Source organism: Agrobacterium sp. NPDC089420 (assembly GCF_044900305.1).
Classification (GTDB): Bacteria; Pseudomonadota; Alphaproteobacteria; order Rhizobiales; family Rhizobiaceae; genus Agrobacterium.
Map to the genome: position 1 here is coordinate 43,399 of NZ_JBJDMY010000014.1, position 16,739 is coordinate 60,137.

Genomic DNA, 16,739 nt, shown 5'->3' on the forward strand with positions numbered 1-16,739 from the left:
AGCCGGTATCCAGCCAGCCCAAGTCCTTGGGCTGAAAGGACTCTTTTCGCCGTGCAGACGCACGTCGGCTGGATTCCGGCTCAAGGCCGGAATGACGGAAGCGATATGTTTTCGCCAGTCGGAGCAGTTCTGCGCGGTCTTGTCGCCAACAAAAAAGCGCGGGGGTAAGCCGCGCCTTTTCCTGAGTAACCGCTGTGTCGGCAGGTTACCGCTCCTTGCTCACCTCTTCAAACCGCGAAAGCCAGGGGCTGACGATCATGCCCTTGATGTCGCTGCGGAAGGCGGCGGTGTCGATGACTTCGGAGAAGGGCTGTATCGACATGACGATCTCGTCCATATAGCCCTGCAGGTCCTCATAAAGTTTCGTCTGTTTCGCCACGTCGCGTTCCACCAGCGCTTCCTCGATCATCTTGTTCAGCTTCTCGTCGAAGAAGCTGGTGCGCCAGCTCTGGTAATTGGTGAGCTTGGCGTCGTCGGCATTGTTGGGATTATAGGCGATGGAACGCAGGTTGTTGTCGGGATGCGGCTGCTGACCGCCGCCGCCGCGGCCGAGCAGCAGTTCGAAATTCCGCTCGCGCATCGCGCCGTAGATCTGGTCGCCGGAACCGCTGATCAGTTCGGCCTGAATGCCGGCCTGAGCCAGCGTGTTCTGGATGGCCGTTGCCGCCTTCATGAAGGGGTCTTCCGAAAGCACGCGCAGCGTGGTCTTGAAGCCGTTCGGGTAACCGGCCTCGGCCAGAAGCGCCTTGGCCTTTTCGATGTCGAGCTTGTAGCCCTGATCCGGCAGCGCACCCATCACGCCGGTGCTGAGGGAGCGCTGATGCAGCTTGCCGTAATAGGGCATGACCGCCTTGTCGAGGCCGTCGTAATCGATCAGGTAACGCAGCGCCTCGCGCACCTTCTTGTTGGCGAATTTCTCATCCTTCATCGAAACGCTGAGGTAGTAAAAACCGGAGCCGGGTGTGGATTCGATGGTGACGGCCTTGTCGGCCTCAAGCGATTTCAGGTCCGGGGCCTGCAGGGAATAGGCAACGTCGATATCGCCTTTTTCCAGCATCAGCCGCTGGGACTGCGATTCCGGCAGATGGCGCATCAGGATGCGTTTCATCTTGGCCTTTTCGCCCCAATAATCCTCGTTGCGGGTAAGGATGATATATTCGTTGGACTTCCACTGCGTCAGCTTGAAGGGGCCGGAGCCGGCGGAATTCAGCGTCAGCCATGCACCGCCCAGATCGCCATCCTTTTCATTGGCAAGCGCCGTCTGGCTGTCGATGATCGAGCCGGGACCGTTTTGCGCCAGGATCATCAAGAGCAGGTTCGGATCGTCCGGCTTTGGAATGTTCAGTACGAAGGTCTGGTCGTTTTCGGCCACGAACAGCTTGTCGGCCTCTTCCAGCTTGAAACCGCGGGTTTTCAGGAAGGAGGACTGCGCCAGGTTGCGGGCGAGCAGCCGCTTCAGGCTCCAGGCCACGTCCTTGGCCGTCACGGCGTTACCGGACGCAAACTTGGCATCGCCGCGCAGATGGAAACGGATCGATTTGCGATCTTCGGCGATCTCCCAGCGTTCGGCAAGGCGCGGCTGAACGCTGCGATCTTCAGGGGAAAGCACGACCAGCGTGTCATAGACATTGTTCAGGACCTGGACGGTCTCACGGCCGGTAATGGCGGCGGGGTCGAGGGTCAGGATGTTGCTCATGGTCGTGGCGACGATGAGCTGATCCTTAGGCGTTTCGGCAAAGCCGCTGAGCGGCATGGCGCCGATCAGCAGGGCGCCAAGCGCTGCGGTTGCAAGAAAATGTTTCATCTTTCCTCCCAATGTGGCCGGTTGAGGCGGCCTTTCCACGTTTTGATCCACGCGCCCGGTTCCTCCTCGGGCGTCGCAGCATCAGCCAAGAATCTCTTTGACCGGCGCTAGGAGCGCCCGGCCGATTGCCGCCGTTGCCAGCGCGTCCAGGTGCACGCCATCCACCGGCGAGGCGCTGGCGACCGATCCGGCGTCAAAGAAGGCATGTCCGAGTTCGGCGGCGAGTTTGCGGTAGAGCGGCGCAAGCCTGAGCGATTGCTCGATATCCCGCCCGCCCGCCGGTTCGCCGCCCGGGCCTGCGACGCAGGGCGGCGGAGCGACGATCAGCAGTTTCGGCACCGCATCCCGGGGTTTGTAGATGAAGGTCTCGACGATCTGAGCCAGCCGCCGCATGCCGGAGACAGCGGCTTCCGCGCGCCCGCCATGCACCGGCTTGATATCGTTGGTGCCGAGCATGATGATGACGAGATCGAGCGGCATGTGGCAGGACAGCGCGACTTCCAGCGCCCGCGCACCGTTGCGGCAGGCGGGGCCGGCATGGTCGTCGTAGCAGGTGGTGCGCCCGCCAAGCCCCTCGGGATAAACCTTCGCCTTCCCGGCAAGCGCGGCCTCCAGAACCTCCGGCCAGCGGTGTTCGGCCGGGTGTCGCAGACCCGTTGCCGGGTCGGCACCCCAGGTGAGGCTGTCTCCGAAGGCGAGCACCGTTTTCATCGCCCGTTACCTCACCCGGTTGTTGTCGATGAAGGTAAAATCGATGTCCTCGCCAAGGCCCGGCCGGTCAGGGACATGCACAAAGCCGTCGCCGTCCATCGGGTCGGACAGGGATTTCAGATAATCGTGGCCGTCATCATATTCGAGGAAGGGGTGCAACAGGCCACGCTCGTACCAGCGGCAATTCTTGGTGGCGGCGACAACATGCAGGTTCATGGCGGTATTGCCGTGCACCTCGCATTCCATGCCGAAGGCTTCTGCCAGATGCATGGTCTTCAGCGCCGGGGTTATGCCGCCGACATCGTTGACGCCGGTGCGCAGAATATCGCAGGCGCCGGCCTTGATCCACTCGGCGCGGTGCCAATGTTTGCCGGCCGCACTTTCCGGGCCGACGACCGGAATATCGAGATTGTCGGAGAGCCATTTATAGGAGGACAGCGACTGCTCGTCCATCGGCTCCTCGATCCAGTCGAAACCGAGTTTTTCGAGGCCACGGCCCAGCGCTAGCGCATCGGTGCGGGAATACCAGTGGAAGGCGTCGATCATCAGGCGGATGTCCGGACCGACCGCTTCACGCACGGCCGCGCAGGCCTTGAGGTCCATCTTCACATCCGGCGCCCAGCTGACCGGCGGCATCCAGGTGTGCAGCTTTATGCCCTTGTAACCGCGCTTCACCAGCGTCTCGGCAAAGCGGCCGTAGTCTTCGGGCGTCGCCAGCCCGCCTTCCAGCTCGTCGCCGCACATGATGGAGCCATAGGCCAGCACCTTGTCGCGATAGCTGCCGATCAACTTGTATACAGGTTGATTGAGCGAGCGGCCGGCAAGGTCCCACAGCGCGCAATCCACGACCGCCAATGTGCGGTCGGTCAGCTGTGCGGCCGAGCCGCGCTGCCAGTGGGCAAGGTCCTGCCACAGCCGTTCCCGGTCGCGATGGTCCTCGCCGATCAGGACTTTCTTGACGAATTTTTCGATGACATGCGGGCGAACGATCTCCGGTGCGGTGAAGGAGTGGCCTTCCTGCCCGTCTTCGGTGCGAATGGTCAGCATGGCCTGTTCCACCTGATGCGCCGGCCCCGGATGTGCGTGACCGGCACTGTCCGAGTGCCGACGGGTCGTCGTGCGGAAAACACGGACTTCGACGTCGGTGATGATCATAATTCCTCCCTCATGCAGGTATCGCAGCGTTTGTGGTTGCCGCAATGTCATACATGTATGCGTTATCTGTCAACATGTATGGTAATCTGTATTACATGTTTGGATGGAAAAGCAAGGTTATTTGTCGGAATTCGGCGTCCGGCATTCGGCAGCCCACGCGGTATTTCGGGTCGGCAGGGTGGCGGAACAAGAGCGGAGGTGGAAAATCGGCGGCGGCGTATCCGGAGGATAAATCTATAATTTTAGTGGATTATTGAATCGCGCAACGATCTTTCAACAATGACGACGACTATGAAAGACCATGCCGCGCCAGCCGCGTCCGTCATCGGGCATTCTGAGGGGGTATGCGCGGCATGGAAGACTGGCTGCCGCCGCGCCGCCTGAGCCCATCTTCCATCAACACCTGTTCCTGGACGCACATCATGCCCCTTTCCCATATTTCCCATTTCGCCTTTCTGGTTCCCGGCAATTATCAGGATGATGACCCCGGAAGGGGGCTGGAGGAGACGTTACAGCTTTTCGAGGCCGGAGAGGCGCTGGCTTATCACAGCGCCTGGGTTCGCCAGCGCCATCTGGAAAGGGGCGTATCCTCGGCGTCGACCTTTCTTGCGGCGGCCTCGCAGCGCACGCAGCGGATCGGTCTCGGCACCGCCGTCATTCAGCTTGGTTATGAAAATCCCTTCAGGCTGGCGGAAGATCTCGCCACGGTGGATGTCTTGTCACGCGGCCGATTGAATGTCGGCGTTTCGGTGGGCGCGCCGCCTTTCGCTCATCTCATCTCTGACTATGCCGATCAGGTTCCCGATGCGGATTACAGCCATGCCCGCGCCGAAAGACTGGCGGCGGCCCTTAGGTCCGAGCCATTGTCCCGTGACACGGAGGCGGGCAATGCGGCCGGCGCGCAGGTGCCGCGCCTTCGGCCCGTCGCCAAGGGTTTGACCGACCGGCTGTGGTATGGCGGCGGGTCGCAGAATTCGGCCCGCTGGGCGGGCAAGGCAGGGTTCAATCTCCTGACCGGCAATATCGTCAGCGGCGAAAATACGGATGATTTCCTGACAGCGCAGGCGGCTCTCGTCACCCGCTTCCGGCAGGAATGGGCACATGAGCGGCCGCCGCGTATCGCGCTGGGCCGTGTGATCCTGCCGACCGACAGCGCGAGCCCTGCAACGCGCCGCCGTTATGCGGAATTCGTCGCCGAGCGCGACAAGCGCACGCACGCGCCGCATGGCGCGCGCCGCACGCTTTTTCTGCCGGATATCGTGGGAACGACTGACGAAATTCTGGAGACGCTGTCGCGTGATCCCGTGCTGCCCCATGTCTCGGAGTTCCGTCTCGAATTGCCCTATGAATTCCAGCCGGAGGATTATCGCCAGATCGTCACGGATTTCGCCTCCATCGTACCGCAGCTCTCGGGCGGGCGGCCCGCTTTGAAGGTGGCGGCGGGTCAATACAATCGTCCCTGATATACGCGGCTTTGCATGGGCTGCGGGAAATGGCAAAAAGGAAATTGTGGCGCTTCAGCCGCGCCACACCCGGCTTTCATTCGGGATAGGGCAGACCATAGCGGTCGCGGATCGTCGCGCTTTCGTAGTCGCGCGGATAAACGCCGCGATCCTGCAGCACCGGCACGACCTTTTCGACAAATTCGGCAATGTCGTCGGGCGCGCGCGGCGGCTGCAAGGTATAGCCATCCACCGTGCCATCCTGCCAGAGGTCGATAATGCCGTCCGCCACCTCTTCCGGCGTGCCGAGCAGCAGCCGGTGGTGTCCTTCCGAGCGGCGTACAGCCTCGCGGGCGGTGAGGTTTTCATGGGTCAGCAGGTCGGAAAGTCCAAGCCCCATGCCCACCGCCCATTGCCGGTTCTGGTCGGGAATAAAGCGTTCGGCCTCCAGTTTTTCGTCCGGATTGAAATCGCGCGGCTCGATGCCGTTTTCCCTGGCGAAACGCGCCAGAAGCCCGTCTTCCGAGCCGGTTCCGCTGAAGAGTTCATGCTTTCGCAGCGCTTCCGCGCGGGTCTCGCCGAGCATGACGACAAGGCCGGGAACGATGCGGATGCCGGACGGGTCACGGCCGAATGCGGCTGCGCGATCCCGCACCTTTTTGCCGAAAGCCCGGCCCGCCGGGCGGGACAATATGTTGCAATAGATGATCTCGCCATGGCGGGCCGCCAGATCGATGCCGCCTTCGGAAGCGCCCGCCTGCGCAATGACGGGGTGTCCCTGCGGCCCGCGTGGAACGTTGAGCGGGCCTTTGACGTGAAAATAGTGGCCTTCGTGATCGATGGTTGCGGCCGTCGCCGCGTCCCAGAAACGGTCCGCCGGCACGTCGCCTTCCCGGCGCGGATCCCAGCTCGACCAGAGTTTTTTCGCGACATCCAGAAATTCTGTGGCCTTGGCATATCGTTCGCTGCGCGGCGGCAGCGGATCGTTGCCGAAATTGGCGGCGACATTGGGATTGAAGGAGGAGACGATGTTGACGATCAGCCGGCCGCCGGTGACGACGTCGATGGACTGGGTTCGTCGCGCGAAATTATAGGGCGAATTATAGGTGGAGGAGACTGTCGCCACAAAACCGATATCCGGCACCTGTGCCGCAAGCGATGTCGAAAGAATGAGCGGGTCTATGGTGTGAAACGGACGGCTTGCCGGATCGGTCAGCAGCGCCGGATGGTCGGAGAGAAAAACCGCGTCGAACCGGCCCTTGTGGGCCAGCTCCGTCAGCTGCCGGTAATAGCCGATATCGTTGATGTCGTGCCGGTCTCCGCTCCTGTATTTCCAGGCATTGGGAAGATATCCGGTGGTGTTGATGCCGACATTGAGATTGAGCCGGCGTTTGGTCTTGCTCATGCTTGTTACTTTTTCTTTCCGGTCCGTATGGCTCTCCGGCCTGCGGCCAGTGCGATCGCCCGAAACCGTAACAGCCGGAATTGCGGCCGCGAGTTAAAAATCCTTGCCGGTCCGGAAAGAAAAACTTTCGCTTCCGTCCCGGCTCGGCCGTCCGGCGATGCGACGATCAGCAGGGGTGCGGGCAGGAGAAACCGATCCGGAACGGGGCAATTTCCGAACGGATATTTCGTCCTCCTCCCTAAGCAATGCTGACATGGAAACGAATTTCTCCAATTGCCTCCGAAATAGTACACTTTATCTATAGAAAATATTTATCGACGTGTAGCGTGCCGTCCAGATTGTAATTTCAAGGACGAACGCCATGGCCGATGCCGCCCTTCGCCACGCAACCCAACCCGTCACCCTCTGGTATACCCGTTGCCCGGCACCCACGCCGTTATCGATCGCGGCGCAACTTGGCTGGATCAAGGAGCGCTTTGCCGGCCATGGCATTTCCGTTTCCTCCATTCGCGATGCGGCTGACCCGGCCATTCGGCAAAGCCATTTCGACCATCGCCTGGACTGGTCGTTCCGCCAGGGCGGCAACATTCCGCCCATCTGGGCGAAATCCGGCGGCCGCCAGACGCGGCTGGTGGGCTTGACGAGGACCGACGAATTCCAGGCGGTGATCGCTTTGCCCGCAAGCGGCATAAGCAAGGGTGGCGAGCTGAAGGGGCGGCGTATCGGCCTGCCAAGGCGGCCGAATGAAACCATCGATTTTCAGCGCGCGACATCCCTGAAGGGCATCGTCTCGGCGCTCACCGTCTCCGGCCTGTCCGTCGCGGATGTCGAACTTGTCGATCTTACCGCCAGCGAGCCGGTGCTGCTCGGCCCGACGGATGAGAGGTTTCATGGCCTGCGCCGGCGGCTTCCCTATGGCGAGGAAATTGCAGCGCTGCACCGCGGCCAGATCGATGCGTTTTTCGTCAAGGGCGCCGAAGGCGTGATTGTCGCCAATCTGATCGGTGCACGGGTCGTCGTGTCGACGGGATTTCATCCCGATCCGAAAATCCGCATCAATAACGGCACGCCGCGTCCCTTGACGGTGGATGCCACCTTTGCCGATGAGCGGCCCGATCTGGTGGCGGAACTGGTGGCCACAGTGCAGCGCGTTGCCCAGTGGGCGAACGACAACCCGGCGGAAGCCGTGCGTTTCATCGCCCGCGAAATCGGTGTCAGTGAGGAGGCGGTTCTGGCCGCCAATGGCGCGGATGTGCATCGCCATCTAAGGCTCGACCTCGATCCGGCCGAGCTGGATGCGCTCAGCCATTTCAAGGATTTCCTGCTGGAATGGAAATTCATTCCCGACGATTTCGACGTCCGGGGCTGGGTCGATCCCCGTGCGCTTGCCGCGCACCACGCGGGAAAGTGAGGGCACGATGGCAGCGACCATTCTTGTGACAGGCGCAACCGGCAGGCTTGGCCAGCGTGTCGTCAGCCGTCTCCTGCAAAAACAGGCGAATGTCCGGGTCTTGACCCGAAGGCGGGAGGATGCGCTCAAGCTCTGGGGTGACAGGCTCGAAATTTCGGAGGGCAACTTCTCCGACCCGGCCAGCCTGAAGGAGGCCGCACGCGGCGTGGACGCCGTCTTCCTGCTCTCTCCCATCGGTGAAACGCTCGCGGCGGATCAGAATGCGGTCATCGACGCCGCCCTTTCCGCCGGCGTGTCAAGGATCGTGAAAATATCCGGCTCCGACTGGACCATTGAGAGTGCCGCACGCTCCATTTCGGGCACGGCGCATGCGCAGGTGGAGGCCCATCTGGCCGGAAGCGGCATCGCGTATACGGCGCTGCGGCCGAATGCCTGGATGCAGGTGGCGCTGGAGCCCGTTGTCACGGCGCTGCGCAACGGCGAGGATGTGCCGGCCCGTTTCGGCGATGCCGCCGTCTCCTTCATCGATGCCGACGATATTGCCGATGTCGCGGTGCATGCGCTCACCGCCGGCGTGCCGCTTGCCGGCCCCCTGGTGCTGACCGGCGGCGAAACCCTGACGGCGCTGGAGATTGCCCGCATCGCGGCCCGTATCCTCTATCGGCCCGTTGGAGTGTCGCACAAGGCCGCTCCAGCCTTGCCGCCGCATGCCGGTGCTTTCGAACAGCAGGCGATCGGCGAATTCGGACAGCTCATCGGTGACGGTCTTGCGGCATCCGTCACCGATACCGTCCACCAGATTACCGGTCGTCAGCCCCGCAGCGTGGAGGCTTATCTGCGTGCCAGGCTGGCTGCGACAACGCCCACGGGCGATCATTCCGAAGGAGAAAAAACATGGCGCTGACCGTTTCCTTGCCGGAGAGCCCGGAGTTAAAAGGCCCTACCGATTTTGAAGACAGCCCGCTCAGCCGGGCCGCGAAACAGCCGCTGATGCTGGGCCTCTTCCTCAATCTGCAGGACATCAACTTTTCCAGCCTGCCGACCAGCAACAGCTGGACCTTCGACTACAATGTCGACGTGGTGAAGCGTGCGGAGGAGCTCGGTTTCGAAATCGCCTTCAGCCGTACCCAATGGCTGCCGAAGGGCGGTTATGACGGGGAATCCTCGCTCGACAGTTTCATCGCGCTTGGCGCCATGGCGGCGGTCACGAAGAATATTCTGCTGATCTCGACCATCCATGTGCTCTACGGGCCGCTGCATCCGCTGCATCTCGCCAAATATGGCGCGACGCTGGACCATATCGCCAAGGGGCGCTGGGGTATCAATATCGTCACCGGCCACCGCGCCATCGAGCATGAAATGTTCGGCTGGCAGCGGATCGATCATGACAAGCGTTACGACATGGCGGGTGAATTGTTCGATGTGCTTCATCGTCTCTGGAGCGAAACGGAAAACTTCTCCTATGAGGGCAAGCTCAATCCCTGGGCGATCAATAATGGCTGGATCACCCCGAAACCCGCCTTCGGCCGTCCGCCGCTGGTGACGGCGACCGGTTCGCCCGCCGGCATCGATTTTGCCGCCCGCCATTCCGATCTGGTGTTCGTCACCTCGCCCGGCGGCGCGCATATAGACAGCGCGCTGGAAACCCTTCCCGATCATGTCGCGACCATCAAGAACCGCGCCAGGGCCTATGGCCGGCAGGTGAAGACGCTGATCAACCCGATCATCGTCAGCCGTGATACGGAGAAGGAGGCGATTGCCTATGCCGACGCCATCGAGGCCGGAAAACCGCAGCCCGGCACCCGCGCCTTCGCCGCCAATAATTACGATAGCGACGCCCATGCCTGGCGCGGCCGCGGCGATGCGCGCCACAAACAGGGGCGTAATCTTGGCGGCAATATCGAGATCATCGGCTCGCCGGAACAGGTGGTCGAACAGCTCCTCGGTCTGAAGAAGGCCGGTATCGACGGCGTGCAGCTGAATTTTTACGATTTCCGCGATGATCTCGATTATTTCGCCGAGCGCATTCTGCCGTTGATGAAGGAGGCGGGCCTGCGGCTCTGACGCCTCTTCCCCTTTCAGTTCCGAAACCCGCATCTCGCAATCGCAACGATTGCGAAGACGATATTTTGCCCTGAGGAGATACCGTGAATATCGCCGTCGATCCCGTCAAAACGCCCGCACCGAAAATCCTGGACCGGATCGGAACCTATGTTCCCGACCTCGTTTCCATTCGCCACGATCTGCACCAGCATCCGGAAATCGGCTTTGAGGAAGTGCGGACTTCCGGCATCGTTGCTGAAAAGCTCGCCTCCTGGGGCATCGAGGTGCATCGCGGTTACGGCAAGACCGGCGTGGTCGGCGTGCTGCGCGGCCGCCATGCGGGCAATCGCTTGATCGGGCTACGGGCCGACATGGATGCCCTGCCGATGCCGGAGGAAACCGGCTTGCCTTATGCTTCGGTCTATCCCGGCAAGTTCCACGGCTGCGGGCATGACGTGCACACCACCATCCTGCTGGGCACCGCCCGTTATCTGGCCGAAACCCGCGATTTTGCCGGTACGGTGGTGTTTATTTTCCAGCCGGCCGAGGAGGGGCTGGGCGGCGCGCGCGCCATGATCGCCGACGGGCTGTTCAAGGATTTTCCCGTCGACGAGATTTATGGGCTGCACAATTCCTCCCATGCCGCGCCCAATCATCTGAAGGTTTCGCCCGGCACCATTCTGGCGGGGGCGGATTTTTTCGATATCCGGCTGAAGGGCCGGGGCGCCCATGCCGCCCATCCGGATGTGTCGCGTGACCCGGTGCCGGCCACGGGTGAACTCATCCAGGCGCTGCAGACCATCGTCAGCCGCAATGTGCCGCCGACCGATCCTGCCGTCTTGTCGATAACCCGTATCGAGGCGGGATCGGCCTATAATGTCATTCCCGAAACGGCCGCGATTGCCGGAACGGTGCGGGCCTTTTCCGACAGCGTGCGCGAAACCATCCGGGAGCGTATCCACACGATCTCCGATCACATCGCCGCCGCCCACGGTCTCAGCGCCGAGGTGGATATCCGCGACATATTCTCGGTTCTTACCAATGATGACGCATCGGTGGAGATCGTCGCCGGCGTGGCGCGCGAGGTGCTGGGCGAGGCGCGCGTGTCCACCGAACCCAGCCGCTTCATGGGTAGCGAGGATTTCGCCGATCTCCTGAAACATGCGCCGGGGGCGTTTTTCACGCTCGGTCACGCCGGCACCGTGCCTGCGCATAATCCCGGTTTCATCGTCGACGACGCCATTCTGCCGGTTGGCGCCACCTTGTTCGCCCGGCTGGTCGAAACCCGTCTGAAGTCCGCCTGAAAATTTCAAGAACAAGCCAAAAAAGGAAACATCCATGGATATTACAAGACGTAAGACATTGCTTCTGGCCGCTGCCCTCGGCGGCACCGTCCTGTTGCCGTCATTTTCGGTTGCGGCGGAGACGCCGAAAAAGGGCGGTATCGTCACTCTTGCCGGCCTCGGCGAGCCGACGACGCTGGTGCCGCTTTCCGATTCCAATACGCGTACCCGTGCCATTTCCACCAAAATCCTCGAGGGGCTGGTGCGGTTCGACAGCGAGTTCAAGCCGCATCCGGTTCTGGCCGAAAGCTGGGAGACCTCCGCAGATGGGCTGCGCCATACCTTCAGGCTGCGCAAGGGCGTCAAATGGCATGATGGCAAGGATTTTACCGCGCAGGACGTCAAGTTCTCGCTGCTGGCCTTCAAGAAAGTCGGACCGCGCGGGCGTATCACCTTCGCCAATATTGCCGATATCGAAACGCCGGACCCGCTGACGGCCGTGGTGGTGCTTTCCAAGCCGGCGCCTTACCTTCTGCGGGCGCTGACGGGCGGCGAAACGCCCATCCTGCCGGCGCACGCCTATGCTTCGGAAAATTACAACGAGAGCCCCAACGGCAACGCGCCGATCGGCACCGGCCCCTTCGTGTTCGAGGAATGGAAGCGCGGCAGCTATGTGAAGCTGAAGAAGAATCCGAATTACTGGCAGGCCGATCTTCCCTATCTCGACGGTTTTGTGGCGCGTTTTGTCGCCGACGCCGCCTCCACGACCATTTCCGTCGAAACGGGCGAGGCGGATTATACCGCCGATGTTTCCTACAGCGATCTCGAGCGTTTGCGGCAAAATCCGAAACTTGCGGTGGAGGTTTATACCGACGCTTATCTCAACAATGCCGCCGTGTTCGAGTTCAATCTGGAGAATGAAATACTCGCGAAAAAGGAGGTCCGGCACGCGCTGGCCCATGCCATCGACCGCGATTTCATCAACGACGCCATTTTCTTCGGTACGGCCAAACCAGCCGGTTCCAACATACCGGCCGTCTTTACGGCCTATAATGACGAGAAGCCTTTCACCTATCCCTTCGACCTCGCGAAGGCGAACGAATTGCTGGACAAGGCCGGTTACCCGAAAGGCGGGGACGGCACGCGCTTTTCGCTGCGGCTCGCCTTCCTGCCGTCCGACGTCTTCCGCAAGACCGCCGAATATCTGCGCTCTTCCTTCGGCAAGCTCGGCGTGAAGGTTGATATCGTCGAGGGCGACCTCGCCACCTTCATCAAGCGCGTTTACACCGAGCGCGGCTTTGACCTGACGGTGAACGGCATCAGCCGTCTGTTCGATCCGACGGCGGGCGTGCAGCGTCTTTACTGGTCCGACGGCATCAAGAACCCGGCTCCTTATGTCAACGCCGCCCACTACAACAATCCCAAGGTGGACGATCTTTTCCGTGCGGCGGCCATTGAAGTGGACGAATCGAAACGGGCCGGGCAGTTCCACGAGATCCAGAAGATCGTCGGCGACGACCTGCCGAACTTTTCGATCGTCGCCCTGCCGACCGTCATTCTGCGCAATACCGGCCTGAAGTCGCTCGTGACGACCATCGACATTGCCTATGGCGATCTGGCGACGGCCTGGAAAAGCGAGTGAATGTTTGGCGAGGCGGTGTAATCCGCACGCCGCCACCCCGGACGGGATCGGCGTCCAGCCAGCCCGTATCATCGGGCCGGAAGAACTCTTCCCACGGCGCAGGCGTGCCGTGGCTGGATACCGGGTCAGGCCCGGTATGACGGAGGTGCGGCCCACCACCTTCGTCACCCACATCGACCCGGCAATTTTGCCGGGTTTTTTATTGCCGAATTTCGCTCCTCATCCTTTTTGCACCTTCGCGCGGCGCGCCCGTTTTCGAGAAAAACTTTGCGCATGAGACACGTCGGCCGAAACAGCAATGTCACCAGTAAAAATTTTGAAAAAATCATTTTCATCAACAATTTAGCGCAAAGTAATTCTTCGTTGCAAAACAAGAATTGCTTTCTGGACCGACGCTTTGGCCGCCTGCACTGTGAGCTGGAAATCTCACCCGCACATGATGGATGCCATGGCCAAGGATACGCTTTTTTTGATCGCCCCCGGTTTTGAGGACCCAAAGCACCCCGGTGTCCGCTTCGTCTGCCCGCATTGCAACCAGATCGAAGGCCTGCTTGCCGCCTTTCCGGACCTTGCCGCCGGTATCGATGTTCACCGCGTCGGTTTTCAGCGCCCGCGTGCGGCGGTCATCGCCGCCGTCGGGGAGGAAAACCAGTCGCTGCCGCTGTTCGTCTTTGCCGGCGACGCACCTGCCGATGCGGCAAGCCAGGGCGGTACGCGCTTCCTTCAGGACACCAAACGCATTTTGCAGATCCTCGCCGAGCGCCACGGGTTCCCGCAGCTGCATTGATCTGCCGCGCGCCCGCATATCTTTTTTTCGGAGACAGACATGACCATTTCCAGACGCCAGTTTCACAAGATTGCACTTGCCGCCGGCGCATTCGTGGCGCTTCCGGGCGGTTCTTTCGCCGCCGCCGAAGAGCCGGTTTCGGGCGGCACGCTCAAGATCGTCTATTTTCCCGAGCCGACCCAGCTCGTCGCCATCAACACCAGCGCTGGCGGCCCGCAATTCATCGGCTCGAAGATTTACGACGGGCTTTTGACCTATGATTACGAGCTTTCGCCCAAGCCCAGCCTTGCCAAGGAATGGAGCGTTTCGGCCGACGGGCTGGAATATGTCTTCCATCTGCAGCCGAATGCGAAATTCCATGACGGTAAACCGGTAACGTCGGCGGATGTGGAATTTTCCATCCTGCGGCTGAAGGAGGCCCATCCGCGCGGCCGGGCAACGTTCGCGAATGTCGAGAGTGTCGATACCTCCGATCCGCTGGTCGCGAAGGTGAAACTTTCCAAGCCGGCGCCGGGCCTGATCACCGCGCTCGCCTCGTCGGAATCACCTGTTGTGCCGAAGCACATTTTCGAGACCTTCAAGCCGACCGATAATCCCAAGCCCGCCCAGATCATCGGCAGCGGCCCCTTCGTGCTGAAGGAATGGGTGCCTGGCAGCCACATCCTGCTGGAAAAAAACGCCGATTACTGGGACGCGCCGCGCCCTTATCTCGACCGCGTCATCATCCGCCTTATCAACGATGCCGGCGCCCGCGCGGCGGCGCTGGAAACCGGGGAGGGGGACATTGGCCCCAATCCGGTCGCGCTTGCCGATTTGGAACGGCTGAAATCCATCCCGACACTGAAGGTGGATGACCGCATCTATGCCTATGCCGGCCAGCAGAACCAGCTGGTGATCAATCTGGAGAACGAATATCTTAGGGAATTGAAGGTCAGGCAGGCCATCGCCCATGCCATCGATGTTCCCGCACTCATCGATACCGTGCTTTATGGTTATGCCGTGCCATCGCCGACACCGATCAGCCCCGGCCTTGCGAAATTCCACAACCCCGATATCGGTTTTGCCAAGTTCGACGTCGCGCAGGCGGAAAAACTGCTGGATGAGGCGGGCTTCCCGCGCAAGGACGGCGGCAAGCGCTTCAAGCTCCGCGTCACCACCAACCCGTTCAATCCGCAGACCTATTCGGATTTCATCGCGCAGGCGCTGTCGAAGATCGGCATCGAGGCGGATATCCAGAAATTCGATTTCGCCACCTATGTGAAGGTGGTCTATACCGACCGCGCCTGGGATCTTTCGGTGGAATCCCTTTCCAACACCTTCGACCCGACCGCAGGCGTGCAGCGGGTCTACTGGAGCAAGAACTTCAAGATCGGCCTGCCGTTCTCCAATGCCAGCCATTACGCCAACCCGGAAGTGGACCGGCTGCTGGAAGCGGCGGCGGTGGAGCCGGATATCGAGAAACGCGCCGCCTTCTTCAAGGAGTTTCAGGCCGTTGTCGCCAAGGATCTTCCCGTCATCAATCTTGTCTCTCCCATCCAGCCGGTCGTCGGCAGCGTGCGCATCAAGGATTATGCCACGGGCGCGGAGGGGCTCGGTGGCAATCTCGCCAAGGCCTGGGTGACGAAGGAGGCGTGAGCCTCCTTACCATCGGTCCGGATCGTGTCAGCGCGAATAAGAGGTCATTTCCATGAGCAGAAAATCCGAAAAGCTGGTTCTCAATGCCTTCATCTATCCGGGCGGACATCATGAGGCGGCCTGGCGGCATCCGGATTCGGAACCGCATCGCGTCACCGATATAAAGCTCTATCAGGATATCGCCCGCAAGGCCGAAGCGGCGAAACTGGATGCCATCTTCTTTGCCGATGCGCCGGTGCTGGATGCCAATATCCGCTATGCCGCCCGCCACCGGCTGGAGCCGATCACCATGCTTTCGGCGCTCGCCGCCGTCACCGAAAAGATCGGCTTCATCGCCACGGCCTCTACCACCTATTACGAGCCATATAATCTCGCGCGGCTGTTTGCGTCCGTCGATCATATCAGCGGTGGCCGGGTTGGCTGGAACATCGTCACGACTTCGGCCGATGCTGCGGCCGGTAACTTCAATCTCCAGAAACATCCGCCGCATGCCGACCGTTACCGTCAGGCCATCGAGTTCGTCGATGTGGTGACGAAGCTCTGGGACAGCTGGGAAGACGATGCCATCGTCGCCGACAAGGAAAGCGGTCTGTTTGCCGAGACAGACCGCATCCACCCCGCCAATCACGATGGGGAATTTTATCGGGTGCGGGGCGCGCTCAACGTGCCGCGTTCACCCCAGGGCCGGCCGGTCTATGTGCAGGCAGGCTCCTCGGAGGAGGGCCGTGGTTTTGCGGCTCACTATGCTGAGGCAATCTTTACCGCGCATCAGACTCTGGAGAGTGCGCGGTCTTTTAATTCTGACATCAAGAGACGTGTTGCCGCCACAGGTCGCAATCCCGCCCATGTTAGAATCCTGCCTGGCATCAGCCCCTTTATCGCCTCAACCGAGGAGGAGGCGCGCAAACTTGAGGCCTCCTTCAACGATCTCATCCAGCCGGCATTTTCGCTCGGGCAATTGCAGCGCATGACAGGCATAGACCTGTCATCGGCCGATCTTGACCAGCCGCTGCCAATAGAGGCCGTCGAAGCGACACGCGCACAGGCGGATAGCAGCCGCCATCAGCTGGTTCTCGATGTCATAGACCGGGAAAACCCGACGATCCGGCAATTGTTGCACCGGCTTGCCGGCGGGCGCGGCCACAAGGTGATTTCCGGAACGCCGGAACAGGTGGCGGACTGGATAGAGACCTGGTTCCGCGAAGGCGCAGCCGATGGTTTCAACATCATGCCGCCATGGCTGAATGGCGGGTTCGATATCTTCGTGGATGAGGTGGTGCCGATCCTGAAGCGGCGTGGCCTGTTCCGTGAGGATTACGAAGGCGATACGCTGCGCGACCATTATGGCCTGCCACGGCCGGACAATATCTACGCGGCCAGAGAGTTGCAAAGGGAACGCGCCTGAGGTGGGACGGGCGTGT

13 protein-coding genes are annotated in these 16,739 nt (G+C 61.0%); 9 read left to right on the top strand and 4 right to left on the bottom strand.

Going from position 1 to position 16,739, the window contains the following annotated elements; genetic code table 11:
- Window positions 1-205: 205 nt before the first annotated feature.
- From ACI2KA_RS19900 to ACI2KA_RS19910, 3 genes are all read right to left on the bottom strand, one after another.
- Window positions 206-1,804: an ABC transporter substrate-binding protein gene (locus ACI2KA_RS19900; protein ID WP_404504187.1), complete on the bottom strand. Its 1,599-nt coding sequence runs from the start codon at window positions 1,802-1,804 to the stop codon at window positions 206-208.
- Window positions 1,805-1,885: 81 nt separating this feature from the next.
- Window positions 1,886-2,515 carry an SGNH/GDSL hydrolase family protein gene (locus tag ACI2KA_RS19905; RefSeq protein WP_404504188.1) on the bottom strand — a complete coding sequence of 210 codons (630 nt, stop codon included), beginning with the start codon at window positions 2,513-2,515 and terminating at the stop codon, window positions 1,886-1,888.
- A gap of 6 nt (window positions 2,516-2,521) precedes the next feature.
- A complete protein-coding gene (locus ACI2KA_RS19910) occupies window positions 2,522-3,670 on the bottom strand; it encodes a mandelate racemase family protein (RefSeq protein WP_404504189.1) in 1,149 nt (382 codons plus the stop codon).
- 422 nt (window positions 3,671-4,092) lie between these two features.
- Between ACI2KA_RS19910 and ACI2KA_RS19915 the strand changes: the two genes are divergently transcribed.
- Window positions 4,093-5,133 carry an LLM class flavin-dependent oxidoreductase gene (locus tag ACI2KA_RS19915; protein WP_404504190.1) on the top strand — a complete coding sequence of 347 codons (1,041 nt, stop codon included), beginning with the start codon at window positions 4,093-4,095 and terminating at the stop codon, window positions 5,131-5,133.
- A 76-nt stretch (window positions 5,134-5,209) separates the two neighbouring features.
- On the opposite strand, the gene ACI2KA_RS19920 is transcribed toward ACI2KA_RS19915, so the two are convergent.
- Window positions 5,210-6,517: an NtaA/DmoA family FMN-dependent monooxygenase gene (locus tag ACI2KA_RS19920; protein WP_404504191.1), complete on the bottom strand. Its 1,308-nt coding sequence runs from the start codon at window positions 6,515-6,517 to the stop codon at window positions 5,210-5,212.
- Between the two features lie 361 nt (window positions 6,518-6,878).
- Here ACI2KA_RS19920 and ACI2KA_RS19925 point away from each other — a divergent pair, with 361 nt between their 5' ends.
- The 8 genes from ACI2KA_RS19925 to ACI2KA_RS19960 all read left to right on the top strand — a co-directional run bounded on the left by ACI2KA_RS19925 (window position 6,879) and on the right by ACI2KA_RS19960 (window position 16,723).
- The gene (locus ACI2KA_RS19925; protein ID WP_404504192.1) at window positions 6,879-7,928 is read left to right on the top strand and encodes an ABC transporter substrate-binding protein; all 1,050 of its coding nucleotides are present in this window, start codon (window positions 6,879-6,881) and stop codon (window positions 7,926-7,928) included.
- Window positions 7,929-7,935: 7 nt separating this feature from the next.
- On the top strand, window positions 7,936-8,832 hold the full coding sequence (locus ACI2KA_RS19930) for an NAD(P)H-binding protein (RefSeq protein ID WP_404504193.1): 897 nt from the start codon (window positions 7,936-7,938) through the stop codon (window positions 8,830-8,832).
- Window positions 8,823-9,992: an LLM class flavin-dependent oxidoreductase gene (locus ACI2KA_RS19935; RefSeq protein WP_404504194.1), complete on the top strand. Its 1,170-nt coding sequence runs from the start codon at window positions 8,823-8,825 to the stop codon at window positions 9,990-9,992. Before ACI2KA_RS19930 ends, ACI2KA_RS19935 begins: the two co-directional genes overlap by 10 nt.
- A gap of 83 nt (window positions 9,993-10,075) precedes the next feature.
- Window positions 10,076-11,275, top strand: coding sequence for a M20 aminoacylase family protein (locus tag ACI2KA_RS19940; RefSeq protein ID WP_404504195.1), 1,200 nt, complete (start codon window positions 10,076-10,078; stop codon window positions 11,273-11,275).
- A gap of 34 nt (window positions 11,276-11,309) precedes the next feature.
- Complete coding sequence (locus ACI2KA_RS19945) at window positions 11,310-12,896, top strand: ABC transporter substrate-binding protein (RefSeq protein WP_404504196.1); 1,587 nt, start codon at window positions 11,310-11,312, stop codon at window positions 12,894-12,896.
- A gap of 436 nt (window positions 12,897-13,332) precedes the next feature.
- Window positions 13,333-13,683 (top strand): DUF3088 domain-containing protein, encoded by a 351-nt coding sequence (locus ACI2KA_RS19950; RefSeq protein WP_404504197.1) that lies wholly within the window; start codon window positions 13,333-13,335, stop codon window positions 13,681-13,683.
- Between the two features lie 39 nt (window positions 13,684-13,722).
- Window positions 13,723-15,318 carry an ABC transporter substrate-binding protein gene (locus tag ACI2KA_RS19955; protein ID WP_404504198.1) on the top strand — a complete coding sequence of 532 codons (1,596 nt, stop codon included), beginning with the start codon at window positions 13,723-13,725 and terminating at the stop codon, window positions 15,316-15,318.
- Between the two features lie 52 nt (window positions 15,319-15,370).
- On the top strand, window positions 15,371-16,723 hold the full coding sequence (locus ACI2KA_RS19960; RefSeq protein ID WP_404504199.1) for an LLM class flavin-dependent oxidoreductase: 1,353 nt from the start codon (window positions 15,371-15,373) through the stop codon (window positions 16,721-16,723).
- Window positions 16,724-16,739: the final 16 nt, after the last annotated feature.